This window comes from Mesobacillus jeotgali (genome assembly GCF_002874535.1).
Lineage (GTDB): Bacteria > Bacillota > Bacilli > Bacillales > Cytobacillaceae > Mesobacillus > Mesobacillus jeotgali.
On the sequence record NZ_CP025025.1, the window covers coordinates 3,425,569 to 3,451,210 of the forward strand.

A 25,642-nucleotide genomic window follows, 5' to 3' on the forward strand; every position below is an offset into this window, starting at 1 on the left:
TTAGCGCAGGTCTATTTCTTTCTCTCAAATGTTTCGGTTATTTTACCATCCTGATCGAATTTCACTGCACGATATACCTCATCATGGTAAAAAGTGAACCAGGCGTCCTGGCTGATTCCAAATTCAAGCCATTTCTGCTTGGCGAAAATCGAATCCATAGGGTAATCGTCGTAAGCCATCACCCAAAGAGGATTCTGGTGGGCATGAGTAGGCATGATATCAGCCATATGGACCACTGTCATCTCTTCATCTTCAATAATCAGAATTGAATGACCATCACTATGTCCACCAGTGTGGATCATTTTTATTGGTCCAAATGTCCACTCTTTCTCAAATGTCTCAACTTGCTGTTCAATCCCCTGCCAGTTTTCTTTCCAGTATGTACTCTTTGATCTAATATTCGGATTGCGCATCTCATCCCATTCTACCTGGGAGGTGATGATTTTCGCGTTTGGGAAGACTGAAACAAGTTCCCCGCCTGAATCCTTCGTCAACCCGCAGGCATGGTCAAAATGCATGTGTGTCATCAATACGAAATCGATATCTTCAGTCGATAACCCCAGTGAATTCAATTCTGAATCCAGGCTTGATTCCTCAAGTACTCCAAAATTGCGCTTTTGCTTCTCATTCAGTTTTCCATTCCCCATGCCGCTTTCAACAAGGAAGTTTTTTCCCTCAGCCTGGATCAAGATCGGATCTGTCCGCAGTTCAATCTGGTTTTTTTCATTTACAGCATATTTTCGCGACCATAACGGTTTCGGGACAACCCCAAACATCGCGCCGCCATCAAGATGAGTGACTCCACCGTTCAGCCACTGCAGTTTAACATTCCGAAGCTCGAGCTTTTCCATCATGCATCCCCCTTTTTTACTTGATTGTAACATTAGGGTTTTAAATTTTTAAATAATTCACCTCTTATTTTGATCACTACCATGGAAATATGGTCATTTTATAGTCTCATCCAGTAGCGATTCCATTTTATTGGCGGTTTTCACAAGTTTATTGGCGGAGTTCACAACTATATTGGCGATAATTAGATTTTATTGGCGAAAATAAATTTTTATCGGCGGTTTTCACATATTTATTCGCGAATTGGTAAATATAGCGGTTTTTTTCCAATTTTGCCTGCCCACAAAAAAAGCCGATCGACAAAATCGATCGGCTTCACTGCTTATTTAGATTGAAACTGTACCTCACAACGGTAAATGCGGCTGCCGCGTGAGGAGAATTTCTCTTCGTATTCAGTCATGACGTTGCCTTCGAAATCACTGTTGTGAAGATCGAGGCTGACATAGTTAAGCTTCATACCATAGTGCGAGAAGCTGACAAGGGAGTACTCGAACAATCCCTGGTTGTCTGTTTTGAAGTGGATCTCTCCATCTTTGACAAGGATGGATTCGTAGACTTCAAGGAAGGACTTGAATGTCAGCCTTCTTTTTTCATGGCGTGTCTTTGGCCATGGATCAGAGAAATTCAAGTAAACGCGGCTGACATCTCCGCCTTCAAAGTACTTTGCAAGCTCTGCACCATTTACGTTCATTAGTTTGCAGTTTGGCAAATCTTCTTCAATCAGCTTGTCCAGCGCACTGACGATGACGCTTTCCTGCAATTCAATGCCAATATAGTTAATGTCCGGATTGGCTTTTGCCATTCCAGTGATGAACTGGCCTTTTCCTGTCCCAATCTCGATGTGGAGGGGCTGATCCTTCTCAAAAACTAGACCCCATTTTCCACGGTGCTGTTCCGGTTCATGAATCACAAAATTCGAATACTGAAGTAATTTATCTTTAGCCCAAGGCTTATTTCTTAGTCTCATACTGACACCTCTGTACTATTTTCATTCGTTTCAAACAATATCATGCAACCCATATGTTTTCAAGATGAAATTTATACTGGCTGGCTGCTCGATGCATAAACACAAAAAGGAATCCACAATCTATATGTGAATTCCTTTAAAACGAAAGGGTGATCATCGTGCCTTTAAGCCACCATGACCAGGTAAATTTATTAAAGGATATATTAAGCAACCAGCAAACTGACTGCTGCGGTTCGGTTGCGGAGTATCAACAATTGGAACGCCTGATCAAATCGCTGATGGTCAACACAAATGTTGACGGCAATATAAAATCGATTCTACAGGATGTTTATCAGTATAGCCAAAATGGCGTCAATGCCTCTGACTTAGAACAGCATATCCAGACAAATCAGGGCCAGCTGTCACAATGGGTTAATGACATAGGGCAATTTTCTTAAGAAATAATTAAATAAGTGCTTTTAAAAAATCAATCCATTTGTCCATTTCGGGAATGCGATTCTGGTTTTTATGCCACTGGATTGCCGACAGTGATTGTGCAATTGCATACCATTTCATTCGTTGCTTAAGGTTTTCTGTCAGGATGATGCCGTATTTATCCAGCCATTCCTTCCATTCTCCTTCCGGTATATAAGAATACAGGAGAAGTCCGAGGTCAATGGCAGGGTCGGCAATCATCGCTCCATCCCAGTCAATTAAATACAACTGGTTGTCTTCGGTAAGCAGCCAGTTGTTATGATTTACATCACAATGGCAGACGACCTTTTCGTCCACATCAATATTGCCAACGTGTCCAGTTAAAAACTTCAATGAATCTATGACAGCTTGCTTATTGCGAAGCTCCTCGTCCAATTCCTCATTCAGCGCGTGAAGGAACATCTCGGGTTTCAGCGGGCTTTTTCCAAGCCTGGTCAGCATCCCAAGAAGCGGTTCTGAAGCATGGATCTTCTTCAATAGCTTGGCCACGCGATCGTTGTTCATATCTCCGGGCTTCAGCTCTCGTCCATTCATCCATTGCTGTGCCGTAATGACATCTCCGTTTTCTAACCTTTTCGTCCAAACAAGCTTGGGTACAATTCCTTCTGCGGAGAGAACAGCAAGAAAAGGGGATGAATTGCGTTTTAAAAACAGCCTTTGTTCTTCATGCTGCGCAAAATAAGCGGCACCGGTTGCACCACCTGCAGGAACGATCTCCCAATCCTGTCCAAATAAATGTTCCAAAGTTAGTCACCTTCATTTATCAACTATTTCCCTTATGCTAAAAAACCGGAAATGGATTCTAATCTTAATTCGCCGTTGTTATTATCGGAAATAAAAAGACAGCTATTGATAGGAAAATACACACAATAGCTATCTTATAAATTTTATCCCCTAGAGGCTGAGTACGTCAACCCCATGGAACCTAAATTAATATTGTGAAAAAGTTATCAGACTAAAAAGCGGAAGCGTCATGATCAGCCCCGACTAGCGCTGGAGGGCTGACCGGTGAAGTCGTTCTTTGACTTCATTGGGCGTACCGAAGCGTCTCGAGGGGCTTGGCGCTGGAGCTGGATTAAGAGTAATACATGAATTTATAGTATCGGTAAGCCCTCAACAACTGACTATTAGAGACTCTCCCTATTTTGCCAGTACAAACAGCGAGCATGCCTCCAGCAACACCTTATCTCCTTCTATATGGCGAAATGGCTGTGCTGAAGCGTTTTCATGGTCAGCAAGGACACTCCATCTCGCATCTTCTGTTAGTTCCACAAGCTGCTGATCCATTGATGGGTTTATGAACACGAGAATTTTTTCCCAATGTCCATTTTCTTTTATTTCTTTCAGCGAAAAGCCGATCAACGGTGCTGATAATGAGAAAAAATCCATTTGCCTGCGGATTTGTTCACTGTCAGGAAGCCGGAAAGCTTCGTTTGATTTGCGAATATCGATGATTCCTTTGATGTATTGTACATTATCCATGTTCGCATCACGAAGGTCCCAATCCAGCCAGTTTATTTCGTCGGGAGAACGGTAGCTGTTACCAATTCCTTTTTTCGACCTGAAAAATTCCTGGCCGCTGTGCAAAAATGGAATTCCCTGGGCCAGCAATACCATTGATGTTGCAAGCCTGTGCTGCTTTTTAAAAATAGCTTCATCCTGCTCAGGATTACTTATTTTCAGCTTATCCCACAATGTATGGTTATCATGCGATTCAATATAATTCACGGATTGCCCTGGCTGCAAAAAGAGGCCATGTTTCCGCTTACCGATTCCTATGCTGCCCGCCATCACCTGTTTTGCCGCTTCCAGGTAACGATCATTCCCTAATACGTAGCCTTTATCATAGATGTTAAAAGTACTGCCTTTAATGGAATCGCGGAACCAATCATTAAACTGGCCTATTCCTGGCAGCTTTGCCTGGTTTGAAATGTTTGCTTTGCGATCAGGCGGGAGCGGGGTATTCAGGTCCCAGCCTTCCCCTATGATTAAAATGTCGGGACTTACGCTATTTACTGCCTTCCTGACAGCAGTCATTGTCTCTATATCCAAAATGCCCATCAAATCAAAGCGGAAGCCATCAACATGATATTCATTCAGCCAATACATGACAGAGTCAACGATGTATTTTCTCGCCATCAGCCTTTCGGAAGCAATATCATTCCCCACTCCGGTTCCATTTGAGGGAAGGCCATGTGCATCGTGACGAAAAAAGTAACCTGGAACAATTTTTTCAAAAGGAGAGTCCTCACGGATGTAGACGTGATTATAGACCACATCCATAATGACACCCATTCCCTGGCTATGGATGGCAGAAATCAGCTGTTTAAGTTCCTTGATCCGATTATAAGGATACCTGGGACGAGATGCATAGCTCCCATCGGGGACATTATAGTGAACCGGATTATACCCCCAGTTATAGTCCCTGTCCGGCTCCAGTTCATCTACTCCCTCGAAATCATGAACCGGCAGGAGTTCTATATGCGTAACACCGAGATTTTTAATATACGAAAGTCCGGTCTCCATTCCGTTTGCGCTTTTTGTTCCGGTTTCCGCTGCACCAAGGTATGTTCCCTTCCTGTCAGCTCCACTGTTGGGGTGCATCGTCAGGTCCCTGATATGAGCCTCATAAATGATAGCATCAACCGGCTGTTTTAATTTCGGGGCCTCAATGTTGGGTGCCTTTGCTTTTGACGGATCTATCACGACGCCATATTCACCATTGACAGTTAAAGCAGTTGCATAGGGATCAACAGCTTCTCTCCACTCAAGATTGATACATACCAGGAACGAATAGCGATAAAGCTCCAGATTCCGTGCTAACTCTATGCTCCATACGCCCTTATCAATCCTAGTCATATCGATAAGCTCGGGGTTTTGGTCATCTTCCTTGAAAAGCCTTAGCTTTATTTTTGTAGCGGTAGGAGCCCATAACTTGAAAAGAGCTTTATCAGGTGTGTAGCTGACACCAAGATCATTGCCGCCGTAAAAAAATAATGAATCAAATTCCTCTGTTCGGATGACTGCTCCGATTTGCAAATCCGTTTGACCGCCATGCTCATCCAAAATTACGTATGTTTTGCCGATCTCAGGCCTGATACTTGATAAGCAAATGTATTTTACTGTATCCCCCAGCAATATCTTCTCTTGGATTGCCAATGGCAAATCAACGCCTTCTCCTTTTATCCGGAACTCATTGGAGGTTCCTTCAAAATATGAATAAGGAAGCAATACAGTAATAACATCCACTTGATCAAGATAGGCGTTAAATTCCCTTTCAATGGAAATCATGTATTTTCAACTCCTCGGTATGCCCCGGATTGTTTTTACCAGATCGAATTTTCAAGGCTTTTGGACATGCCTGGATTTTCAGCGGTGTATGTCCGATCGCTTCGCCATCTGCATGAGCTAAAACTTCAGCAGTTGATTCAATGGTGATCGATTTGCCGGTAAACTGCTCAACTTCCCGGAACATTGTATGCTTTCCCCAGAAGACGCTGACGAAAACCAATAGCAACTTCAATCTTGAAATCCGGTGCACGACAGTGATGTCAAGAATTCCGTCATCCGGGAGAGCAGCAGGGGCAATCTTCATGCCCCCTCCGTAGTATGGCTGGTTCGAAACGGTCACAAACCAGGCGTTGCTGAATTTGTACACTTTGCCATCAACCGTCACCTCAATTGGTATCGTCCTGAAGGTGAGAAGTTTTTTGACAAGGATATATACATAGACCAGCCTGCCCAGTGAAAAACGGTTCAGGAGCTTTTTCATCCTGGACTCGTTTGAATCCTTCGCCACTGCAGCATCAAAGCCTACTCCCATATTATTCATGAAATAGCTTTCCTGTAATTCATTGTGCTGAATTTTTCCGATATCAATTTCCGAGGTGCAGCCGTTACTTGTATCAACAATCAATCGCAAAGCATGTACTGCCTTTTTCGGTATTTCAAAGCCTCTTGAAAAATCGTTCCCTGACCCGCCGGGAATGAATCCTACAGTAATGTTCGAATAGGATACCGTGCCGTTAACCACTTCATGCAGTGTACCGTCCCCTCCGACTGCCGCAATCACTGCCGGTTTGCCATCAGCTTTGCGGGCTAAAGACTCTGCCAGCTCCTGCGCATGCCCAGGGTACTCCGTAAAAAAAGCAATATACGCTATGCCCAGTTTCTCCAACTCTATTTCTATGTTTCTCCAAATCTCCCGGCAGCTCCCATTTTTCGCGTTGGGATTGACGATAAAATAGATCTTCTCCATATGATCAACCTTTATCTATTTATTAGGTTTTAAAATTTATTATTCGCTCTTTGGACTGTTTTCCCACTCAAGCCTTCTTACGGATGTTGTCTGGCAATATTGCAGGAGAACCTGTGCTGCTTTTAATTGCATATGCTTCAATGGAGATTTCATGCCTCTCAGGGACATGAACCATTCCTCAAAATTGCGTTTTTCAATGAATTGCACGCCATATGGCTGGAGTGGATAGTCAAAGAATCCATTCCTGCTGATCAGCAGCTTTTGCACCGGAAGATCGACACCGTACATATCAAAGATAGTCCTGACTATTTTCTCTGTCCGATTGAGCGCGATCAGCGGATTCAGGATTTTGTTTTCCCTATTTCTCGTTTTCTTGATCCAGAAACGGTCCTTTGAACCGACATAAGCAGCATTCTCTTCCGCTTCAATGAACGAAATGCACATGGCTGCAGCAGGAGTAATGATAATTAGCTCCAACTCGACAGGCGCTTTTTTTAATAAAAATATAGGCTTATATAAAATGAGGAATGTATCAGGAAATCGCTGCAGCAAAAATTTTAATGTCGAATCGGTGTTGAATTCTTTTGCGATAAAGGATCTTTCCGTTAAAGTCGAACTCGCCCATTTCATTTGGAATGGCAGCAATCCGTCGAGGAAATATTGTTTTAGTTCATCAATCGTTTTTATGTTAGAGATTGAATCCAAAGAACCAGTGTCCATTAAATTCTCCTGGTCTTCCGGGTTCTCATGAGCATTCTTTTCATTCACAGGGTCTGGTTGGCGCACAATGCTTCTGAACTTATGAAGGATATTATTGGGCTGCTCTTCCTGCTGTGGATCAATGAAGTTTTCAATATTTTGTTCAGGGCCGTTTTCCCATTTATTCTTAATGCCCTCCCATTGCTTTTTCTTCAGTCGGACATATCTTGATGGGTAAAGGTAAATGTCCTGTGCATAGCGTGATACATAGTCTTGAAGCTTGATTAATTGTGCCATAGATTGACCTGCCTTTATTCCTGCTTCCAATTTACATTAAGACCGGGAAGCAAGCGAGAATAGTGTAATTGGTTCATATTTTGGACTTTTCCCCAAATGAGTCTTGTACAAAACGACCCTCTCGGCATGAAAAGTTAATACTTTTTTAAATGGGTTCACTTCCTCCATCAGATCAGCTTTGAAAGCTTCCTCCCCGATCCATTTTCTGGCGATGGTTATATGAGGGCTGAACGGGCGTGTTTCAAGTGCAAAACCAGATTCCACACTTGCAGAAAATACATCATTTCTTACTTCATTCAATTCTGTGGATTCTTCAAGCCCAGCCCAAAAAATCCTTGGAGAGTCCTTTCGGCCGAAGATGCCTAATTGATTGATTTGCAATTTAAATGTTGTTGATTTATTTAGTGCTGCTTCAATCCGATGATTGGCAGCTTCTATTTTCGCTTCAGGAGCATTTCCGAGGAATGCTAGAGTAATATGTAAATCCTGTGGATGAACCCAGGTTTTAAAAGGCATTTCTTCTTGCAAGCTGTGGATTATGCCCTTCAGTATTTCTTTTATCTCCCCAGGAAGTTCGAGCGCATAGAAATAATGCGTATGCAAACAAATACACCCTTTCTTGTCCACTTGAATTTATTGTAGCAAATGGTAAGGAACATTGGCAGAATTTCCTTATGAACATTTATAATCCACACAAGTTGATAGGAATAGTCTTTTTTTATATGATAAAAAGAAGCTGACATTATTTTTCAGTTGATTATCATCAATTATTCCCGTAAATGGAAATACTAAAGCAGTCGATATCGAACAAGGGAGGCTATCACATGAAAGTCGTTAATAATATCGCTTCATTAATTGGAGAAACACCGCTCGTAAAATTGAACCGGCTTGCGCCAGAAGGCGGAGCATCAGTATACCTTAAGCTTGAATACTTCAACCCTAGCAAAAGCGTAAAAGACAGGGCTGCATTCAATATGATTGTTTCTGCTGAAAATGAAGGAAAGCTGAAACCTGGCTCTACAATCATCGAGCCAACAAGCGGCAACACTGGCATCGGCCTGGCTATGAACGCTGCTGCAAGAGGCTATAAAGCGATTCTTGTCATGCCAGACACGATGACGGAAGAGAGAATCAATCTGTTAAAAGCATATGGTGCAGAAGTCGTGCTGACTCCTGGCGACGAAAAAATGCCTGGTGCGATCAAAAAGGCGGAAGAGTTGGTAAAGGAGATTCCCAACAGCTTTATGCCGATGCAGTTTGAAAATGGAGCGAATCCAGACGCCCACAGGCAAACAACAGCAAGAGAAATCATCGAGGCGATGGAAGAACTGAAAAAGCCGCTCAGTGCGTTCGTAGCTACAGCAGGGACTGGCGGGACCATCACCGGTACAGGCGAAGCTCTAAAAGAAGAGTACCCTGACCTTGCAGTACACGTTGTTGAGCCTGCCGGGTCGCCAGTGCTCTCCGGCGGCAAGCCCGGTAAGCATAAACTCGTCGGAACAAGTCCAGGGTTCATCCCTAAAATTCTCAATCAGGATGTATATGAAAAAATCCATAAAATCGAGGATGATGATGCTTATGAAACGGCACGAAGACTGGCAAAAGAAGAAGGCATCCTAGTCGGACCATCATCCGGAGCCGCTTGCTTCGCCGCCATCAATGTCGCAAAACAGCTAAAGCCCGACGAAGTCGTCATCTGCATTGCCTGTGACACAGGAGAAAGATATCTATCCAGTGATTTGTTCAAATTTGAAGACTAAACTTAAAGAGACTCGCCATGTGATGGTGAGTTTTTTACTATTTAAAATGAAAATCCCTTTTAGCAAGGAGTAAAATGTGCAGGTCGTATCCTTATGCAACGGGTTTAGCTTCTATAAGGGTATCTTTCTTGAACTGAACTTCCCCTTACGTCTTTGAATACAAAAAACTGCAGACAAACGTATTTTTACGTGGTTCGTCTACAGTCCAATCTTATGTCTTTATTGTTTTATTTTTCTAATTCTTCTTCCTCATCCTCAAAAATCGTCCCCGAATGGAGTGTTACTCCAGACACGATTTCTTCCATTTCATCCTGGATCCTTTCGGTGATTTCTTCTCGTTCTTCAGGAGATAATTCTTCTTTTGTATAGCCGAAAAGGTAATTATCCAAATCAAATTCTCTTAGCTTGCACTTTGTATGGAAGATGTTTTCCTGGTACACATTGATATCGACCATATCGAATTGATCTTTTACATTCTCAGGGATATAGTTTTGAATCGAGCTGATATCGTGGTCGATGAACAGTTTATTGCCATCTTTATCACGAGTAAAGCCTCTTACCTTATAGTCGATTGTCATAACATCGGTTTCGAAGGAATGGATCAGGTAATTCAACGCCTTCAGCGGCGAGATTTCCCCGCATGTCGATACATCGATATCAGCCCTGAACGTACTGATTCCTTCGTCAGGGTGGAACTCCGGGTACGTATGGACCGTGATATGGCTTTTATCAAGCTGTAAGACAACATTGTCAGGCAGCGGGCCCGGCGACTCGTCATACGCTTCATCAGGCACCTCGACAACGGGTCCTTCAGAAACAAGAATTGTCACACTTGCACCCTGCGGTACATAGTCCTGCTTGGCCACATTCAGGACATGGGCACCAATAATATCTGAAACGTGAGTGAGGATCTTAGTCAGCCGGTCAGCGTTATACTGTTCATCAATATAATCAAGATAAGCTTCACGCTCTTCTTTTGTCTTTGTATAACAGATGTCATACATATTAAAACTTAATGATTTCGTCAGATTATTGAATCCATGCAACTCAATATGCTGTTCGGAAGTAATTTTCATTTCTGTTCCCCCTGTTCGGTATTCTGCTGTAGTTTGTCTGAGTATGAACAAAAGCAGGTATCCTGATGATTTAAATATTTTTATGATACCCATTCCTGCCAAGAAAAAACAAAGCAAGCGTTAAATCCTTCAGGTGGAATTAACAGCAGTGTCACTTATTTCAAAAAAATAACCCGCAGCTTTATAGCCGCAGGTTAAAATTTATAAATTGCCGCACTGGCGTTCAATTTCTGCTTTAAAAAGGTTTTGCAGGTTCCTGGTGACAGGACCTGGCTCCCCATTTCCTACAGGCTTCCCATCCACTTCAACAATCGGCATGACTTCGACTGTTGTTCCAGATGAAAACACTTCATCTGCCGAAGACAATTCGTCAAGGGTGAATGCTCTTTCCTTAAAAGAAATACTCTCATTGCTGCAAATCTCCAGCACCTTTTGTCTGGTGATTCCATTGAGGATGAAATTGTCGGCCTGGTGTGTGATGATCACACCGTCTTTTACAATCGAGATGTTGGAATGGCTTCCTTCAGTTACAGTTTCTCCACGATGAAGGATTGCTTCAAAACAACCTGCCTCTGCTGCCTTTTGCTTCGATAACAAATTACCAAGCAAATTCAAGCTTTTAATGTCACAGCGAAGCCAGCGAATGTCTTCATCAAGGATCGTCCTGACTCCCTTTTCCATAGAATCTACTGGGCGTGCTACCTTGCGGGTATACGCGACAAAGGTTGGCGCCACATCACCAGCAGGGAAAACATGATTACGAGGCGAAGTTCCTCTTGTAAATTGCATATAAACAATACCAGTGTCCAACTCGTTTTTCGAAATCAGGTCTTCCATTTTGGACTCAAGCTCCTCAGGACTGAAAGGCAACTTCATCCTGATTTTTTCTGCACTTTCTACAAGTCTGTTCAAATGCTCTTTTCCAGTGAACATCTTACCGTTATATACCCGGATGACTTCATATACACCATCGCCAAATTGATAGCCTCTGTCCTCAATGTCTACCCTGGCGACCGTCCGGTCAAGAACCTCGCCATCCACAATTACATATTCCATGCTCTTCCCCCTCCTTGATTTCCTCAAATGTCTTTTTTATTTTGCCAATTCATAAATCGCCTGCGCGTAGATCGCAGTGGCTCTGAATAGGTCCTCAATAATCATATATTCATCCTTCTGATGGGCGATATCAGGTCTTCCTGGGAAAAGTGGACCAAATGCCACACCTGACTTCAATGACCTTGCATATGTTCCGCCGCCAATTGAAATAAGTTCTGCTTTTTCCCCGACTTGTTCTTCATACACTTTTTTCAACGTCTGGACGAGGAAGTCATTTTCATCCACATGATGCGGATTAGAGTTTGAGAAATTCTCGATGGAAAATCCCTCAGCTTCTAACACCTGATTTAGAATTCCCTTTGTCTTTTCAAGGTTGGTTGTCACCGGGTAGCGCATATTCAAGCCTGCGCGGCCACCGTTTTCCCGTGTGTAAGATAGCTTACCAACATTGATCGTCAAATCTCCGGTGATGTCATCTGTATAGGCGACGCCCAGTTCCCTGCCGCGCGAGTCTCTACCCAGGTACTTGGCGACAAACTGAAAGAACTTTTCACTGTTTCCATCAAGGTTCAATTCAGACAGGAAGCCTGCCATATATAGACCTGCATTTTTCCCATTGTCCGGCTCCATGCCGTGAGCTGAAACACCTTCGAGCTCAAGGATCAGTTTGCCGCTTTCAACGATTGCCTTGCCATCCAATTCATTGTTCTTTTTGAATTCATCAAAGCGTTGAACAACATCCGTTTGTCCTTGCTGTACAACCAGGACAACCTTTGCAAAATCGGGTACCATATTATAGCGGCGGCCCGATGAAAATTCGATTACTTCGGCATCGAAGTCTTCTTTTTCGATACCGGCAGCTTTAGATACCAAATCATAATCTGCGATTCCTTTTTCAGCGTAGATGATCGGGAAGTCAGCATCTGGTGCAAAGCCCATCGCTGGCATTTCTTCATGGTCAAAATAATGGTCAACACAGCGCCAGTCGCTTTCCTCATCCGTACCTATGATCATCCTGACCCGCTTGTTCAGAGGCAATCCTAATTCTTTAACTATTTTCATTGCATAATATGCTGCCATAGTTGGCCCTTTGTCATCAATCGCGCCACGGGCGTAGATTTTGCCATCACGAATTTCCGCACCGTATGGGTCACTTGACCAACCGTCCCCTTCAGGTACAACATCGACATGACAAAGGACACCAACAATTTCGTCTCCTTGCCCGAACTCCAGATGGCCGGCAAGATTGCCAACATTCTTTGGAGTGAAGCCATCCTTTTCACCTAACCGAAGCATAAAGTCCAATGCTTCCTTTACCCCTTCACCAAGCGGTGCCTCCGGAGACGTATTTTCTTCGTCAAGTACACTTTTGATCCTCAGGAGTTCCTGAGCGTCTTTGATTAAATCACTCTGTCTTTTTTCTACTTCCTGTGTCCAATTGATTGAAGTCATCCATTCAAACCTCCCAATTTACTTTTATATGTATAAAGGTGGTATTCCCTTTACAGGAACACTTAAGCGCGAAGATGTTTTTATTGTACTCTAAATCCCCACTTGAAAACTTGAATATTATTTTACTCCTTATAACCTCTTTTCGTAAACTCTGGGTAAAAGTTAAATTAAAATTCGTTGTATTTTTGTAATTTTCTAATAACTGTCATATTTAACCTGTTTAACACCATATTGTTAAGTATATAAACCATTATGAAGGGGGTACGTTCTGAGTAAATTATTAATTTTTCATAAAAAACAGTAAATAATCTGGAATTATATTTTATTAAAGTGTAAAATAGTCCAAAAGGTAAGACATCTTAGGACTGCCTTTTAAAATGGACGCAAAAGGAGCTGTCTGGAAAGAAGAAAACTACATACTTGGGGATTCGTCTTCAACTCAAAAGTCGGTTGCAGGAAAATGACAAAGGGGTTTAAAAAAGGATAGGGAGTGGTTGTTTGAAACCTTCGACTAACCGGATGATAAACCGCATCAAATCCATCTACATGTATATATGTCAGAATGGTACTGTCACAACTCAAGATCTTGTAGAGGAATTCGGAATTACTCCTCGAACCATCCAGAGGGATTTGAATGTCCTGGCTTATAACGACTTAGTGAAAAGTCCGAGCCGAGGTAAATGGACAACGACCCAGAAAAAGGTAAAGATGTCGTCATAATTCGAAAAGCGCAAGCGCCTTGGTCAGCCCCGACAAGCGCTGGAGGGCATGACATTGAAGTCGTTTTTTGACTTCATTGGCAGGACCGAAATAGAAATGTATAGCCGACTGTCGAGAAACTCAGAAACTGGAGACTCCGACAAAGAAGCGCTTTTTGCTTCTGCCGGCGGAGTCGAAGTTTCCGAGTTTCTAGGAGGCGACACTAGACAAGCGACTCGAGGGGCTAGGCGCTGAAGCTGGACACTTCTCGTAGTTGATAATTCGTTAAACAAAAAATCGCCAAAGCAATTTGGCGATTTTTTTATATTTCATAGGTTTGCAGCATTTCCACTTCTTCGTCGGACAGCTCACGGTATTCCCCGAGCTCCAGCGTTTCATCTAGCTTCAGCGGTCCCATCGACAATCGCTTCAGGTAAATGACCCTTTTTCCGACTGCCTCAAACATCCGCTTCACCTGATGGAATTTCCCTTCTGTGATCGTCAGTTCTATATCAGACGTCAAACCCGATTTTAAAATAAAGAGTTCCCCAGGCTTTGTTTCATAACCATCATCGAGGGTGACGCCTTTTTTGAATGCTTCGATATCCTTTTCGGTCACTTCTCCCTCAATAACCGCGAAATACGTTTTTGGCACATGTTTTTTTGGCGATAATAGTTTGTGGGAAAGCTGGCCATCATTAGTGATCAGCAGCAGGCCCTCCGTATCCTTATCAAGCCTGCCTACCGGGAATGGCTCAAATACCTGGTCTTCGATCTCAAGCAGGTCAATTACCGTTTCATCACGGTTGTCCTCCGTCGCTGATATGACACCAGGCGGCTTGTTCATCATCAAATAAATGAATTCTCTATAATGTATTTCTTCACCATTTAAAGTAATTGAATCATTTTCGGGATCCACATGGTGCTTTGCATCCTTGACAATTTCATTATTAACTTTTACAGAACCATCTTTTAAAAGTTTCTTCACGTCTTTCCTGCTTCCATATCCAAGGTTGGAAAGCACTTTATCGATTCTCATTGTGTACCTCCTTTTATTCATATGGGCAGATGCCCATTCCATTTCTTCCCGCCTTACATAGACTAATATCATACTTTACATCAGATTATGAGGAGATGACCTGAATGAACCATCGACAGCAAGGACAAGGCTTGTACATCCCGATTCCCGGTCTGCCAGGCGGAGGCGGCGGATTCCCCGGTGGAGGATACCCCGGTGGAGGATTCCCTGGCGGCGGATATCCCGGCGGCGGCCAATTCGACCAGAGACTCGATCGCCTTGAGCGGCAAGTTCAAAGATTGAACAATCAAATCGATCGCCTGGACCGCAGGGTCGACAGGATTGAGCGCCGTTTGAATATCCGTGATAACGACCAGCAGTTTTACTATTAGAATTCTAGTAAAAATGGCCTTCATAGCAGAAGGCCATTTTCTTATTATACGGGCAGCCTCAATTTACGCTTTATCTTGGTCACACGGTCCCCGAACAGCCTGTCCACCAGCTTTGTCCGGAGTCCCAGGTAAAAGTACACCGCAGCGCCTACCAGGGCAGAAATTCCTATTATGACAATCGACTGGAACTTCGCAGCCGGTGACAGGAATTCGACAAGCACTTCATAAAATGCCATCGTTACGCCTGCCATTAACCCGGAGAAAATCAAAATCAGGAAAATTCTTCTCGTCACAAAGCCCATTGGGTATTTGGCGAATTTTTTAATCACAAATAAATTGATAATAATTGCAGCCATATAGCCTAAAGCTGTAGACATTACAGCCCCTTGTGTTTCAAAAATCTTAATCAAAGGGATGTTAAATGTTAGCTTCACCAATAATCCCGTCAGCAAACTCAAAATCGTAAAACGCTGCTCGTTAATCCCCTGCAGGATGGCAGCTGTAACCGAGAATAGTGCGAATAGGATGGCTACCGGTGCGTAAGTAGTCAGTACATCCGTGCCCAGGTCATTATGTGCATAGAAAACGGTATACATTGGTTCAGCAAGTATCGCTATCCCCATGGCCGCTGGTACTGTCAGGTACAACAACACCTGGAATGTCTGGTCAAGCTGCCGTCTCATACCCTTGCGGTCGTTTTCTGTAAATGCCTTTGTGATGCTTGGCACCAGTGTTAATGAAAATGCCGTAGCCAGAGAAACCGGAATGATGACAAGCTTATGCGATTGGAAGTTCAAGACTGAAAATGCAGAGCTCGCCTCATTTTGGCTGAAACCAACTGACATCATAGCTCTGTTGAAGGTCATCATATCAATAAACTGGAACAGAGGGTTGGCAATACCGACAAAAACGAAAGGTGCAGCATACAGCAAGATTTCCTTGTAAATATCCTTTAAGGAAATATCCATCGTCTTCTTGTCATTTTCAAGCAGTTTATCTAAATGCGGTTTCCTTTTCATCCAGTACCAGCCAAGAATACCAAGACTTCCGAGCGCACCTATGAAGGCAGCGAATGTGGCAACACTAACAGCTGTAACCATGTCTCCTTCAAGTACATTCAGGACAACAAAGGCGCCGGCCAAAACAAAAACGATCCTGACGATCTGCTCGACAACCTGGGATACTGCTGATGGCCCCATTGATTGATGTCCCTGGAAGAAACCGCGAATCAAGCTCATGAACGGAACAACAATCAAGGCAAAGCTGACTGCACGTATAACCGTGGTCACATCTGCAGCTGTTATTTTCACATTCTCGTCATTACTTGTATCCATGACGAGCTCTGCTAGCCCGGGAGCAGTAATATACATAATCAAGAAAGATACAATTCCGGTCGCAAGCATAACTGCCACACCAGATTTAAACAACTTCCTTCCGACCGCATATTCTTCAAGAGCATTGTATTTCGCTATGAATTTAGAAACAGCAAGCGGTACGCCAGCTGTAGCAATACTAATGAAAATTGTATATGGAATGTAAGAGAAGGAGTATAAAGCTGTCCCATACTCTCCAACTATCGCAAAAAAGGGAATAACATAAAACAGCCCAAGCACCTTAGATAAAATCGTGCCAAGCGTCAATATGAACGTCCCTCTTAAAAGCTTTGATGACATAAGATCCCTACTTTTCAATCTATAAAATAAAAACAGATTACAAACTTGTATTTTACCATAAACAAAACCAGACACTATGATATTTATCAATGGATGCAGATATTTCCTGCATCCTAGGATGTATAAATTTCCTGCATCCCCTAGTTTACTCTTTCTCCAGCCTGACTGCCAGTTTTCCGGGCTGTAATTCATTAACTCCCGTTTGAAGAACATCATTCAAGGCAATGTTTTTAATGAAGAGATGGATTATAATAATAGAAGTGCTTATTGCATCTAAAAAGTGAAACGAAAAGTTGGTGAAGCAATGAAATACGATGTAATCGTCCTTGGCGGCGGTCCGTCCGGCTTGATGGCGGCAATTGCTGCTGGAGAGCAGGGCGCAAAGGTGCTGCTGATCGATAAAGGAGACAAGCTAGGCCGAAAGCTGGCAATCTCCGGCGGCGGCCGTTGTAATGTGACGAATCGCCTTCCAGTGGATGAAATCATTAAACATATACCCGGAAATGGACGGTTCTTATACAGCGCACTGTCGATTTTTAGCAATGAAGATATCATTTCATTTTTCGAAGGGCTTGGAATACAGCTAAAAGAGGAAGATCATGGCCGGATGTTCCCAGTCACGGACAAAGCTCAGTCCGTTGTTGATGCCCTTTTATCAAAGCTTAAGGATTTGAAAGTGAAAATCAAGACGAACACCCCTGTTGCCGATGTCCACTACAAAGATGGCAAGGCTCAAGCTGTAGAATTGAAAAATGGTGAATTGTTTTATGCGGACAGTGTCATCATTGCTGTCGGTGGGAAATCAGTGCCTCATACTGGTTCCACCGGCGACGGTTATGCCTGGGCTGAAAAAGCAGGGCATACTATCACAACTCTGTTCCCGACTGAAGTTCCATTGACGTCCTCTGAACATTTTATAAAAGAAAAAGTTCTGCAGGGACTTTCATTAAGAGGAATAGCACTCAGCGTCCTGAATCCAAAAGGGAAAGCGCTGATCACTCATAAAATGGATATGATCTTCACACACTTTGGTATCAGCGGCCCGGCTGTCCTGCGCTGCAGCCAGTTCGTCGTCAAAGCGATGCAAAAATGGAATCTGAAAGAGGTCGTCATGTCCCTTGATGCCCTTCCTGACATGAAAGAAGAAGAATTGTTCCAGGAAATAAATAAACTGATTAAAGCCGAGCCTAAAAAAGCAGTGAAGAATTTATTGAAGGGTCTTCTGCCTGAACGGTATTTACTGTTCCTGCTTGAGCTGAATGAAATTGACCCAGCGATGCAGGGCGGACAGCTAGGCCATGAGAAAATAAGAAGCTTCACCAAATCAGCAAAGCAATTCGAGTTCAAAGTGAACGGTACCCTTCCGCTTGATAAAGCATTTGTAACCGGAGGCGGCGTATCAGTCAAAGAAGTCGAACCGCAAACAATGGCATCCAAGAAAGCAGAAGGACTTTACTTTTGCGGTGAAATCCTGGATATCCACGGATATACCGGGGGATATAACATCACCTCAGCCCTGGTAACCGGACGGCTTGCGGGAAGCAATGCAGCTGAGTTTGCCCTAGAGAAATAGATTCCTTTACTTAGTGTCTGTCACTACCATGTGACGGACACTTTTTCTGGTTTTTCCCTGATTTCTGTCGGTCATGGTCTTGATGACGGACATTTTTTCTGATTTCACGATGATTTCTGTCCGTCATTCTATATAGAAAAACAGAGCCCGAGTAAATACTCAGGCTCTGTAAACAACCATGGCTGAAAAACAGTATATCTGCTCTTCGTCCATTTCTTCAGGAATGACCGCGACATTATATTTAATATCCAAAAGCTTTTTTTCATCGAGCTTTTCAAGAAATCGGTTCATTTCCTGTTCAAGATCTTTTTCATGTTCATGATCAAATACTCTGACCTGGATCAAGGGAAGTCATCCTTCCTTTTTTACATCCATTCTAGCCATATTTTCAGAATTTTATAATTACGGGCGCGTTGTTTCTCCGCCCCAGCTCATCATGCCGCCAACCATGTTGCGGACTTTGAAGCCTTGCTCGTTCATGTAGTGGCAAACGTTGCCGCTGCGCGCGCTTGAACGGCAGATGAAGATGTATTCTTTATCTTTGTCGAATTCGTTCATTCTTTCAGGAATTTCTCCCATTGGCACGTGCTTAGCTCCAGGAATCATTCCAGATTCAACTTCGTCATGTTCACGAACGTCAACCATTTCTGGCTTTTCACCAGCTTCCAGCTTCTTTTGAAGTTCTTCAGGTGTGATTGTTTCAACTTTATTCATTAGTCATTTCCTCCAATATTCAGTAAAATTAATCCTATTTTAAGGATACAATACCTTAATGTATTTTCCCCTATTTATTATATAAAAACTCTTTTTATAATACAAAGGATAAACCTTATGGGGTATTCTTTACGTTATAAAACAAAGGACCGCCATAGCGATCCTTTGCTGAAAGTTATTAGTTAGCTACAATATTTACGAGTTTTCCAGGGACCGCTATCACTTTACGGACAGTTTTACCGTCGATCTGTTCTTTAACGGCGTCATCGCCCATTGCGATTTGCTCAAGAGTCTCTCTGTTCGCATCTGCCGGTACCATCATCTTAGCCTTGATTTTTCCGTTTACCTGGACAACGATTTCGACTTCGTCGTCGACTAGCTTGGCTTCATCATATGCTGGCCATGCTGCATAGGTGATTGACTCACTGTAGCCAAGCTTAGCCCAAAGCTCTTCTGCAATATGCGGCGTAATCGGCGCCAGCATTTTTACAAAGCCTTCAACGTATGCTTTTGGAAGCTCTTCGGCTTTATAAGCTTCATTGATGAAGACCATCATTTGCGAGATAGCTGTATTGAAACGAAGCCCCTCGTAATCTTCGGTCACCTTTTTAACTGTCTGGTGGTAGACCTTCTCAAGGTTCGTGTTTTCAACATCCTTGATTTTCTCACTCAAGCTGCCGTTTTCATTGACAAACAGGCGCCAGATACGGTCAAGGAAGCGTCGTGATCCGTCAAGACCATTTGTAGACCATGCGATGGATGCTTCAAGCGGCCCCATGAACATTTCATAAAGACGAAGCGTATCAGCACCATGACTTTCGACGATTTCATCCGGGTTGACAACATTTCCTTTTGACTTGCTCATCTTTTCATTATTTTCACCAAGGATCATCCCCTGGTTGAAAAGCTTTTGGAAAGGCTCCTTCGTGTGGACAACCCCTACATCGTAAAGGACCTTGTGCCAGAAGCGAGCGTAAAGCAAGTGCAATACTGCGTGTTCCGCTCCACCGATATAAATATCAACCGGAAGCCACTGCTTTAATTTTTCCTCATCAGCAAGTGCCTGGTCGTTCTTTGGATCGATATAGCGCAAATAGTACCAGCAGCTGCCACCCCATTGTGGCATTGTGTTTGTTTCCCTGCGGCCCTTTTTGCCTGTTTCAGGATCAACGACATTCACCCAGTCATCAATATTGGCAAGTGGAGACTCGCCTGTGCCAGAAGGCTTGATATCCTTCGTTTTAGGAAGAACCAAAGGCAACTGGTCTTCAGGTACAGCGGACATCGTGCCATCTTCCCAATGGATGATTGGAATTGGCTCTCCCCAGTAGCGCTGGCGGCTGAACAACCAGTCACGAAGACGATAGGTAACCTTCTTCGTACCAATTCCTTTTTCCTCAAGCCACGCAATCATCTTATTGATGGCCTCATCCTTGCCCATGCCGTTAAGGAATTCAGAGTTGATGTGCTCGCCGTCGCCAGTGTAAGCTTCTTTTTCGATATCTCCGCCTGCAACGACTTCTCTGATTTCCAGATCGAATTTTTTAGCGAACTCGTAGTCGCGCTCGTCATGGCCAGGTACCGCCATGATTGCTCCTGTTCCGTATGAAGCAAGAACATAGTCGGCGATCCAGATTGGCATTTTATCGCCGTTCGCTGGGTTGATCGCATAAGCACCGGTGAAGACACCAGTTTTATCCTTAGCAAGATCTGTACGCTCAAGGTCGCTCTTGCTCTTGATTTCATCAATGTATTTCTCGATTGCCTCTTTTTGTTCAGTAGTTGTAATTTTATCAACTAATTGATGCTCAGGTGCTAGTACTGCGTACGTTGCGCCGAACAATGTATCTGGACGAGTCGTGAAAACGGTGAACGTTCCTTCGTGTCCGTCTATGTTGAAAGTAATTTCAGCACCTTCAGATCGGCCGATCCAGTTGCGCTGCATATCCTTCAGGCTTTCCGGCCAATCAAGTAAATCTAAATCCTCAAGTAAGCGGTCTGCATAAGCTGTGATTTTAAGCATCCACTGACGCATCGGACGACGTTCTACCGGATGCCCTCCTCGCTCACTTTTACCGTCGATTACTTCTTCGTTTGCTAAAACGGTTCCAAGTGCCGGGCACCAGTTAACCGCGACTTCATCAATGTAAGCAAGTCCTTTTTCATATAGCTTAAGGAAAATCCATTGCGTCCACTTGTAGTATTCAGGGTCAGTCGTGTTGACTTCGCGGTCCCAGTCATATGAAAAACCTAATGCCTTGATCTGACGGCGGAACGTGTTGATGTTCTGCTCCGTGAACTCTGCCGGGTCATTTCCAGTATCCAATGCGTATTGCTCTGCCGGAAGGCCGAATGCATCCCAGCCCATTGGATGAAGGACGTTGAAGCCCTGCATCCTTTTCATGCGTGAAAGGATATCAGTCGCCGTGTAACCTTCCGGGTGGCCAACGTGCAGGCCGGCACCAGATGGATACGGGAACATATCAAGCGCGTAGAACTTCTCTTTCCCTTTGTCTTCGGTCGTCTTGAACGTTTTGTTCTGTTCCCAATGCGATTGCCATTTTTTCTCGATTTCCTGATGGTTAAAACTCATCGTCAATCTCCTCCTATTTGGTTTGGATTTATTTTTAGCGGATGGTATTTTTTCCAGAAAAATAAAAAACTCCCGCCCCTGTAAAAGGGACGAGAGGTTATGTATGATCTCCCGCGGTACCACCCAAATTAGTGTGTAACACTCGCTTCATTCATCCTTAACGCGGAAAACGGCAAACGCTACTTGTGTTCACGTCTGCGACTCAAAGGCGAGTTCATGATGGTCCTGTCTGGCTTGCACCAACCGCCAGCTCTCTACATCAGGCTTTGCACCACTACTACTCCTTGTCGAAGTCTTTCATTATGAATATAGAGATATTGTAATAAAATTCCCTCCCATATGCAAGCGGGGATGAAATAAATGATTATGGAGAGTAGTTTATGTCTGTATCTTTTGTTTGGTGTGGGATTATGACACTAGATTTGGACACAAAATTTGTAAAAAACGCGGTGAATTTCCAGTTCGCGGAATTAAGGTGGATTTTCGCGGAATCCCCCCGTACTTTCGCGGGATTATATCGCAATTTCGCGGGATTCGAATGGTATTTCGCGGAATTAAATAAATTTCTGTTCAATAAAGGATTTTTTACATGGATAACGAATGTAACTGGTATCAAATTTAAATGGAGTGATGCAAGTGATAGCTAAATATCGTACAATCCCCATTGAAATCCTCATTTTTGACGCAATTACCCGCCGTTTACCTGACCATCATCCTCGGAAATCTGAATTCCATTCCAAACTAATCCGCTCAAAAGCAGGGTACAAGGGAGAAATAGAGGTGGATTATTTTCTATCCCTGTTTCCTGATGATGACTTAACGATATTCCAATACCTCAGGCTTCCACATAAAAATGGTTATTTCCAAATCGATACCCTGATTATCAGTCAGTGGTTCATGGTCATTATTGAATCAAAGAACCTTGCCGGTACAATTGAAATCGATCATGAATTGGACCAGTTACTCCAAACCTATGATGGCACAGAGAGAGGATATAATAATCCGATATTACAAGCAGAAATCCAGAGTGCTCACCTCAAAAAATGGCTAATCAAACATCAACTCCCTTTGCCTCCCCTTGAGACTTTTGTAACAATCAGCAACCCCCAAACGATAATCAAAAACCCTACTAATAATAAGGTAGTATCATACAGAACCTGCCGTGCTGCGAGAATCCCTTTTAAAATTGCAACTTTAAAAACACAACTCAATAAAGAAGTTTACACAAAAAAAGATATTAAAAAGGTCACTCGTTTGCTGATCAAACAACATGTACCATTTGTTCCTGATCCAAAGGCCATGGATATTCCCAGCGATATCATAACGGGCGTTCAGTGCCCATACTGCAGACTTTTTAGTATGGAACGCATGCATGGAACATGGTTTTGTGAAAATTGCGGGAAGACATCTAAGGATGCACACATACAAGCAGTTAAAGACTATTTTCTCTTGAATGGCCCAACACTAACGAATAAAAAACTGCGGGAATTCCTCCACATAAATTCAGAAGATACAATCACTCGAATCCTCCATTCAATGAATCTTATTTTTACAGGTAAAACCAAAAACAGAACCTATTCCCCGCCAGAAGATTTTTTCAACTGACTGGTTTTATAGAGAAGTCACTACAGATGAGATTACTCTTTTTGCGACTTATGGTTAATATGGTTCAAAGTACGTTGAGGAACTTGATGGGAGGATGCTCGATCACTTGGCTCAATACTAGGTCGGAAAATTCAACCCACATCCCATGAACCTTGCCGTCAGGTGCACAGACCTGTATAGAGCCTTATCTAGTAAAAAGCCGGCCTCCCAAAAGGGAAAACCGGCTTGATACTTATTGTATTGTATATCCCCCATCAATCACTGCCGCCTGGCCTGTGATTCCTTTGGCGGCATCACTGGCGAGGAACATCACATAACTTGCGATTTCCTCGACTGCCAGCAGGCGTTTTTGCGGAATAAGCGGAAAGATGACTTCCTCGAGCACTTTTTCAAGCGGCACGTTCCTTGTCTCAGCAAGACTGGAAAGCTGGTTCCTCACCAATGGTGTATCGACATACCCCGGGCAGACTGCGTTTACTGTAATGCCTTGCTCAGCAGTTTCTAACGCTGCAACCTTTGTCAGCCCAATTACTCCATGCTTGGCACTGTTGTAGGCTGCTTTACCTGCAAAACCAACGAGCCCATTGATGGACGCCATGTTTATCACCCGCCCAGAACCCTGCTTTTTCATGACTGGCAGCACATGCTTCAAGGCTATAAATGGGGCTGTGAGCATTACTTTTATCAACAGTTCGAATTTTTCAGTCGGGAATTCTTCGATCATGGAGACATATTGCAGGCCCGCATTGTTGATGAGAACATCGACACGGCCAAAGTGCTCAATGCATTTTGCAACTGCCTGCTCAATGTCTTTTTCGCTCGTAACATCACATTTTAAACCAGCGGCATCATACCCTTGCTCACGCATACTGACAGCGGCTTTTTCCACAGTTTCTTCCTGTAAATCTGTCAAAAATACCTTCGCGCCCTTCTCAGCAAAACTTTTGCCAATCTCATACCCGATTCCCTGGGCGGCACCGGTAATCATCACGACTTTTTCTTTTACCATGGGAATCTCCTTTCTTAAATTCCTAATCCTAGAGAGAATAGAACAATCGCTATTGCCACACCAATTAACGGAACAATGACAGTCACAGCAGCCACTGGATTGTACGCATCCTGGTGGGACTCGCCACAGATCGCCCGTACGGTCGTGACTACGTAACCATTATGCGGCAGTGAATCAAGCGCACCAGAGGAAATTGCCGCTACCCTGTGCAGCGCTTCCGGATTGACGCCCATATCCATATAATGCGGAGCGAGCAATGGAAGCGCAATTGCCTGACCCCCGGATGCCGAACCAGTCATGCCGGCAATGACACTGACAGCAATCGCCGCACCAATCAACGGGCTTCCAGGTATATTCGTCATCGCATCAACAGCAGTCTGGAAAGCCGGTACTGCTTTTGCGACACCGCCGAATCCTACGACCGCAGCAGTGTTACCAATCGCAATTAACGCACCCATCGTTCCTTCAGAAAGGGCTTCCCAGAAATTTTTGAAATACTTGCGGTTTAATAGATAGGCAGATACAACTCCACCAAGCAGAGCAATGATCAATGCTGACTGTTTTAATGAATCATGGAAAATGAATGAAATAACCAATACCACGATCAAAGGAATCAGGCCCATAAGAGGATGAGGCAGGTCTCGCTTTTCCATCATTGGATCGCTCTTCCTGGCTTCGAATTTCTCGCCTCTTGCAACGGCTTTTGTGATCATCCGTTTCAGCCACCAGTACCCAAAAATCATCATGAACACAGCAACGATGGCACTGACCTCCCAGCCTGCAACCGGCGATGTATCCAGAAATTGAATGGGAATCCAGTTCTGGATTTCCGGCGAACCGGCAGAAGTCATCGTAAAGGTAACCGAGCCGAAAGCCAATGCAGCCGGAATAAACCGCCTTGGCAAATTCGCCTGCCTGAACAAGCTCAATGCCATTGGATAAACCGAAAATGCTACGACAAACAAGCTTACACCGCCATAAGTCAGTACAGCACAGGCAGCGACAATCGCGAGCACGGCAAACTTCATCCCCAACTTATCAACGATGAATTCAGACACACTGTCAGCAGCGCCGCTATCCTCCATCACCTTTCCAAAAATCGCTCCGAGAAGGAACATCATGTACCAAGCAGTAACGAATCCAGAAAAACCAGACATATAATTGCCTACAAAGTTGGCAGCTCCTTCTTCAACGAGCTGTGGAAACAGTGGCATCCCACTGAACACAGCAACAAACAACGCAGAAATCGGCCCGACAATAAGCAGATTCATGCCTCTCATGGTTAAATAAATCAATAAGGCCAGACCGCCAATCAACCCAAACATACTCAGCATTCTTTTTCCCCCTTGTTTTTTTAAAATAAAGACAAACGAACACTGCCCTCCTTGTCTAATAAGATGACAACGCTTACAAAAATATTGAATAAAATTGCTGTATTATCTTATTGCAACTATCGTGCCAACTTTTTGGAGTATGAC

At 43.6% G+C, this 25,642-nt stretch carries 24 protein-coding genes and 1 other annotated feature; of the genes, 7 read left to right on the forward strand and 17 right to left on the reverse strand.

Going from position 1 to position 25,642, the window contains the following annotated elements; all coding sequences use genetic code 11:
- Positions 1-11 precede the first annotated feature (11 nt).
- Together CD004_RS17350 and trmB are read right to left on the reverse strand one after the other, a co-directional pair.
- The gene (locus CD004_RS17350; protein ID WP_102263905.1) at positions 12-851 is read right to left on the reverse strand and encodes a YtnP family quorum-quenching lactonase; all 840 of its coding nucleotides are present in this window, start codon (positions 849-851) and stop codon (positions 12-14) included.
- Between the two features lie 320 nt (positions 852-1,171).
- Entirely contained in the window at positions 1,172-1,816 is a 645-nt protein-coding gene (gene trmB, locus CD004_RS17355; RefSeq protein ID WP_102263906.1) for a tRNA (guanosine(46)-N7)-methyltransferase TrmB, read from the reverse strand.
- A gap of 158 nt (positions 1,817-1,974) precedes the next feature.
- Here trmB and CD004_RS17360 point away from each other — a divergent pair, with 158 nt between their 5' ends.
- Positions 1,975-2,253 (forward strand): YtzH-like family protein, encoded by a 279-nt coding sequence (locus CD004_RS17360; protein WP_041964692.1) that lies wholly within the window; start codon positions 1,975-1,977, stop codon positions 2,251-2,253.
- Between the two features lie 7 nt (positions 2,254-2,260).
- Here CD004_RS17360 and CD004_RS17365 read toward each other — a convergent pair whose 3' ends face one another.
- The 5 genes from CD004_RS17365 to thpR form a co-directional block, all read right to left on the reverse strand.
- Entirely contained in the window at positions 2,261-3,034 is a 774-nt protein-coding gene (locus CD004_RS17365; RefSeq protein ID WP_102263907.1) for a phosphotransferase family protein, read from the reverse strand.
- A 396-nt stretch (positions 3,035-3,430) separates the two neighbouring features.
- On the reverse strand, positions 3,431-5,581 hold the full coding sequence (gene pulA, locus CD004_RS17370; RefSeq protein ID WP_102263908.1) for a type I pullulanase: 2,151 nt from the start codon (positions 5,579-5,581) through the stop codon (positions 3,431-3,433).
- The gene (locus CD004_RS17375) at positions 5,568-6,548 is read right to left on the reverse strand and encodes a diacylglycerol/lipid kinase family protein (protein WP_102263909.1); all 981 of its coding nucleotides are present in this window, start codon (positions 6,546-6,548) and stop codon (positions 5,568-5,570) included. The genes pulA and CD004_RS17375 overlap by 14 nt, the downstream gene beginning before the upstream one ends.
- Before the next feature lie 39 nt (positions 6,549-6,587).
- Positions 6,588-7,544: a hypothetical protein gene (locus CD004_RS17380; protein WP_102263910.1), complete on the reverse strand. Its 957-nt coding sequence runs from the start codon at positions 7,542-7,544 to the stop codon at positions 6,588-6,590.
- A gap of 36 nt (positions 7,545-7,580) precedes the next feature.
- A complete protein-coding gene (thpR, locus tag CD004_RS17385) occupies positions 7,581-8,147 on the reverse strand; it encodes an RNA 2',3'-cyclic phosphodiesterase (RefSeq protein ID WP_158651583.1) in 567 nt (188 codons plus the stop codon).
- A 221-nt stretch (positions 8,148-8,368) separates the two neighbouring features.
- On the opposite strand from thpR, the gene cysK reads away from it, so the two are divergent.
- Positions 8,369-9,304, forward strand: coding sequence for a cysteine synthase A (cysK, locus tag CD004_RS17390; RefSeq protein ID WP_102263912.1), 936 nt, complete (start codon positions 8,369-8,371; stop codon positions 9,302-9,304).
- 227 nt (positions 9,305-9,531) lie between these two features.
- Here the strand turns inward: cysK and speD are convergent, their stop codons facing one another.
- The 3 genes from speD to pepV all read right to left on the reverse strand — a co-directional run bounded on the left by speD (position 9,532) and on the right by pepV (position 12,888).
- Positions 9,532-10,380 (reverse strand): adenosylmethionine decarboxylase, encoded by an 849-nt coding sequence (speD, locus tag CD004_RS17395; protein WP_102263913.1) that lies wholly within the window; start codon positions 10,378-10,380, stop codon positions 9,532-9,534.
- 201 nt (positions 10,381-10,581) lie between these two features.
- On the reverse strand, positions 10,582-11,436 hold the full coding sequence (gene dat, locus CD004_RS17400; protein WP_102263914.1) for a D-amino-acid transaminase: 855 nt from the start codon (positions 11,434-11,436) through the stop codon (positions 10,582-10,584).
- 36 nt (positions 11,437-11,472) lie between these two features.
- On the reverse strand, positions 11,473-12,888 hold the full coding sequence (pepV, locus tag CD004_RS17405) for a dipeptidase PepV (RefSeq protein ID WP_102263915.1): 1,416 nt from the start codon (positions 12,886-12,888) through the stop codon (positions 11,473-11,475).
- A gap of 498 nt (positions 12,889-13,386) precedes the next feature.
- Here pepV and CD004_RS17410 point away from each other — a divergent pair, with 498 nt between their 5' ends.
- Both CD004_RS17410 and CD004_RS17415 read left to right on the forward strand, forming a co-directional pair.
- Positions 13,387-13,608 (forward strand): DeoR family transcriptional regulator, encoded by a 222-nt coding sequence (locus CD004_RS17410; protein ID WP_023626930.1) that lies wholly within the window; start codon positions 13,387-13,389, stop codon positions 13,606-13,608.
- 54 nt (positions 13,609-13,662) lie between these two features.
- The gene (locus CD004_RS17415; RefSeq protein WP_102263916.1) at positions 13,663-13,842 is read left to right on the forward strand and encodes a hypothetical protein; all 180 of its coding nucleotides are present in this window, start codon (positions 13,663-13,665) and stop codon (positions 13,840-13,842) included.
- A gap of 67 nt (positions 13,843-13,909) precedes the next feature.
- Here the strand turns inward: CD004_RS17415 and CD004_RS17420 are convergent, their stop codons facing one another.
- Positions 13,910-14,626, reverse strand: coding sequence for a pseudouridine synthase (locus CD004_RS17420; RefSeq protein WP_102263917.1), 717 nt, complete (start codon positions 14,624-14,626; stop codon positions 13,910-13,912).
- A gap of 104 nt (positions 14,627-14,730) precedes the next feature.
- Here CD004_RS17420 and CD004_RS24200 point away from each other — a divergent pair, with 104 nt between their 5' ends.
- Positions 14,731-14,997 carry a hypothetical protein gene (locus tag CD004_RS24200; protein WP_102263918.1) on the forward strand — a complete coding sequence of 89 codons (267 nt, stop codon included), beginning with the start codon at positions 14,731-14,733 and terminating at the stop codon, positions 14,995-14,997.
- Positions 14,998-15,041: 44 nt separating this feature from the next.
- Here CD004_RS24200 and CD004_RS17430 read toward each other — a convergent pair whose 3' ends face one another.
- Positions 15,042-16,670 (reverse strand): putative polysaccharide biosynthesis protein, encoded by a 1,629-nt coding sequence (locus CD004_RS17430; RefSeq protein WP_102263919.1) that lies wholly within the window; start codon positions 16,668-16,670, stop codon positions 15,042-15,044.
- Between the two features lie 304 nt (positions 16,671-16,974).
- Here CD004_RS17430 and CD004_RS17435 point away from each other — a divergent pair, with 304 nt between their 5' ends.
- Positions 16,975-18,243: a BaiN/RdsA family NAD(P)/FAD-dependent oxidoreductase gene (locus tag CD004_RS17435; RefSeq protein ID WP_102263920.1), complete on the forward strand. Its 1,269-nt coding sequence runs from the start codon at positions 16,975-16,977 to the stop codon at positions 18,241-18,243.
- A gap of 159 nt (positions 18,244-18,402) precedes the next feature.
- Here the strand turns inward: CD004_RS17435 and CD004_RS17440 are convergent, their stop codons facing one another.
- From CD004_RS17440 to leuS, 3 genes are all read right to left on the reverse strand, one after another.
- Positions 18,403-18,588, reverse strand: a complete 186-nt coding sequence (locus CD004_RS17440; protein WP_102263921.1) for a sporulation protein Cse60 — start codon at positions 18,586-18,588, stop codon at positions 18,403-18,405.
- A gap of 57 nt (positions 18,589-18,645) precedes the next feature.
- On the reverse strand, positions 18,646-18,957 hold the full coding sequence (locus CD004_RS17445) for a rhodanese-like domain-containing protein (protein ID WP_102263922.1): 312 nt from the start codon (positions 18,955-18,957) through the stop codon (positions 18,646-18,648).
- A 178-nt stretch (positions 18,958-19,135) separates the two neighbouring features.
- Entirely contained in the window at positions 19,136-21,550 is a 2,415-nt protein-coding gene (gene leuS, locus CD004_RS17450; protein ID WP_102263923.1) for a leucine--tRNA ligase, read from the reverse strand.
- 82 nt (positions 21,551-21,632) lie between these two features.
- Positions 21,633-21,850: a binding site (T-box leader), on the reverse strand.
- Positions 21,851-22,186: 336 nt separating this feature from the next.
- Between leuS and CD004_RS17460 the strand changes: the two genes are divergently transcribed.
- Positions 22,187-23,155, forward strand: coding sequence for a nuclease-related domain-containing protein (locus CD004_RS17460; protein ID WP_158651584.1), 969 nt, complete (start codon positions 22,187-22,189; stop codon positions 23,153-23,155).
- Positions 23,156-23,387: 232 nt separating this feature from the next.
- Here the strand turns inward: CD004_RS17460 and CD004_RS17465 are convergent, their stop codons facing one another.
- Both CD004_RS17465 and CD004_RS17470 read right to left on the reverse strand, forming a co-directional pair.
- Positions 23,388-24,164, reverse strand: coding sequence for a 3-hydroxybutyrate dehydrogenase (locus CD004_RS17465; protein ID WP_102263926.1), 777 nt, complete (start codon positions 24,162-24,164; stop codon positions 23,388-23,390).
- Between the two features lie 14 nt (positions 24,165-24,178).
- Entirely contained in the window at positions 24,179-25,498 is a 1,320-nt protein-coding gene (locus tag CD004_RS17470) for a GntP family permease (protein ID WP_102263927.1), read from the reverse strand.
- Positions 25,499-25,642: the final 144 nt, after the last annotated feature.

Coding starts and splice junctions, on each gene's coding strand:
- leuS (WP_102263923.1), bottom strand. CDS start 21,550: ATGAGTTTTAACCATCAGGAAATCGAGAAAAAATGGCAATCGCATTGG.
- CD004_RS17375 (WP_102263909.1), bottom strand. CDS start 6,548: ATGGAGAAGATCTATTTTATCGTCAATCCCAACGCGAAAAATGGGAGC.
- trmB (WP_102263906.1), bottom strand. CDS start 1,816: ATGAGACTAAGAAATAAGCCTTGGGCTAAAGATAAATTACTTCAGTAT.
- CD004_RS17380 (WP_102263910.1), bottom strand. CDS start 7,544: ATGGCACAATTAATCAAGCTTCAAGACTATGTATCACGCTATGCACAG.
- CD004_RS17465 (WP_102263926.1), bottom strand. CDS start 24,164: ATGGTAAAAGAAAAAGTCGTGATGATTACCGGTGCCGCCCAGGGAATC.
- cysK (WP_102263912.1), top strand. CDS start 8,369: ATGAAAGTCGTTAATAATATCGCTTCATTAATTGGAGAAACACCGCTC.
- CD004_RS17470 (WP_102263927.1), bottom strand. CDS start 25,498: ATGCTGAGTATGTTTGGGTTGATTGGCGGTCTGGCCTTATTGATTTAT.
- CD004_RS24200 (WP_102263918.1), top strand. CDS start 14,731: ATGAACCATCGACAGCAAGGACAAGGCTTGTACATCCCGATTCCCGGT.
- CD004_RS17420 (WP_102263917.1), bottom strand. CDS start 14,626: ATGAGAATCGATAAAGTGCTTTCCAACCTTGGATATGGAAGCAGGAAA.
- CD004_RS17435 (WP_102263920.1), top strand. CDS start 16,975: ATGAAATACGATGTAATCGTCCTTGGCGGCGGTCCGTCCGGCTTGATG.
- dat (WP_102263914.1), bottom strand. CDS start 11,436: ATGGAATATGTAATTGTGGATGGCGAGGTTCTTGACCGGACGGTCGCC.
- CD004_RS17350 (WP_102263905.1), bottom strand. CDS start 851: ATGGAAAAGCTCGAGCTTCGGAATGTTAAACTGCAGTGGCTGAACGGT.
- pepV (WP_102263915.1), bottom strand. CDS start 12,888: ATGACTTCAATCAATTGGACACAGGAAGTAGAAAAAAGACAGAGTGAT.
- pulA (WP_102263908.1), bottom strand. CDS start 5,581: ATGATTTCCATTGAAAGGGAATTTAACGCCTATCTTGATCAAGTGGAT.
- CD004_RS17430 (WP_102263919.1), bottom strand. CDS start 16,670: ATGTCATCAAAGCTTTTAAGAGGGACGTTCATATTGACGCTTGGCACG.
- speD (WP_102263913.1), bottom strand. CDS start 10,380: ATGAAAATTACTTCCGAACAGCATATTGAGTTGCATGGATTCAATAAT.
- CD004_RS17445 (WP_102263922.1), bottom strand. CDS start 18,957: ATGAATAAAGTTGAAACAATCACACCTGAAGAACTTCAAAAGAAGCTG.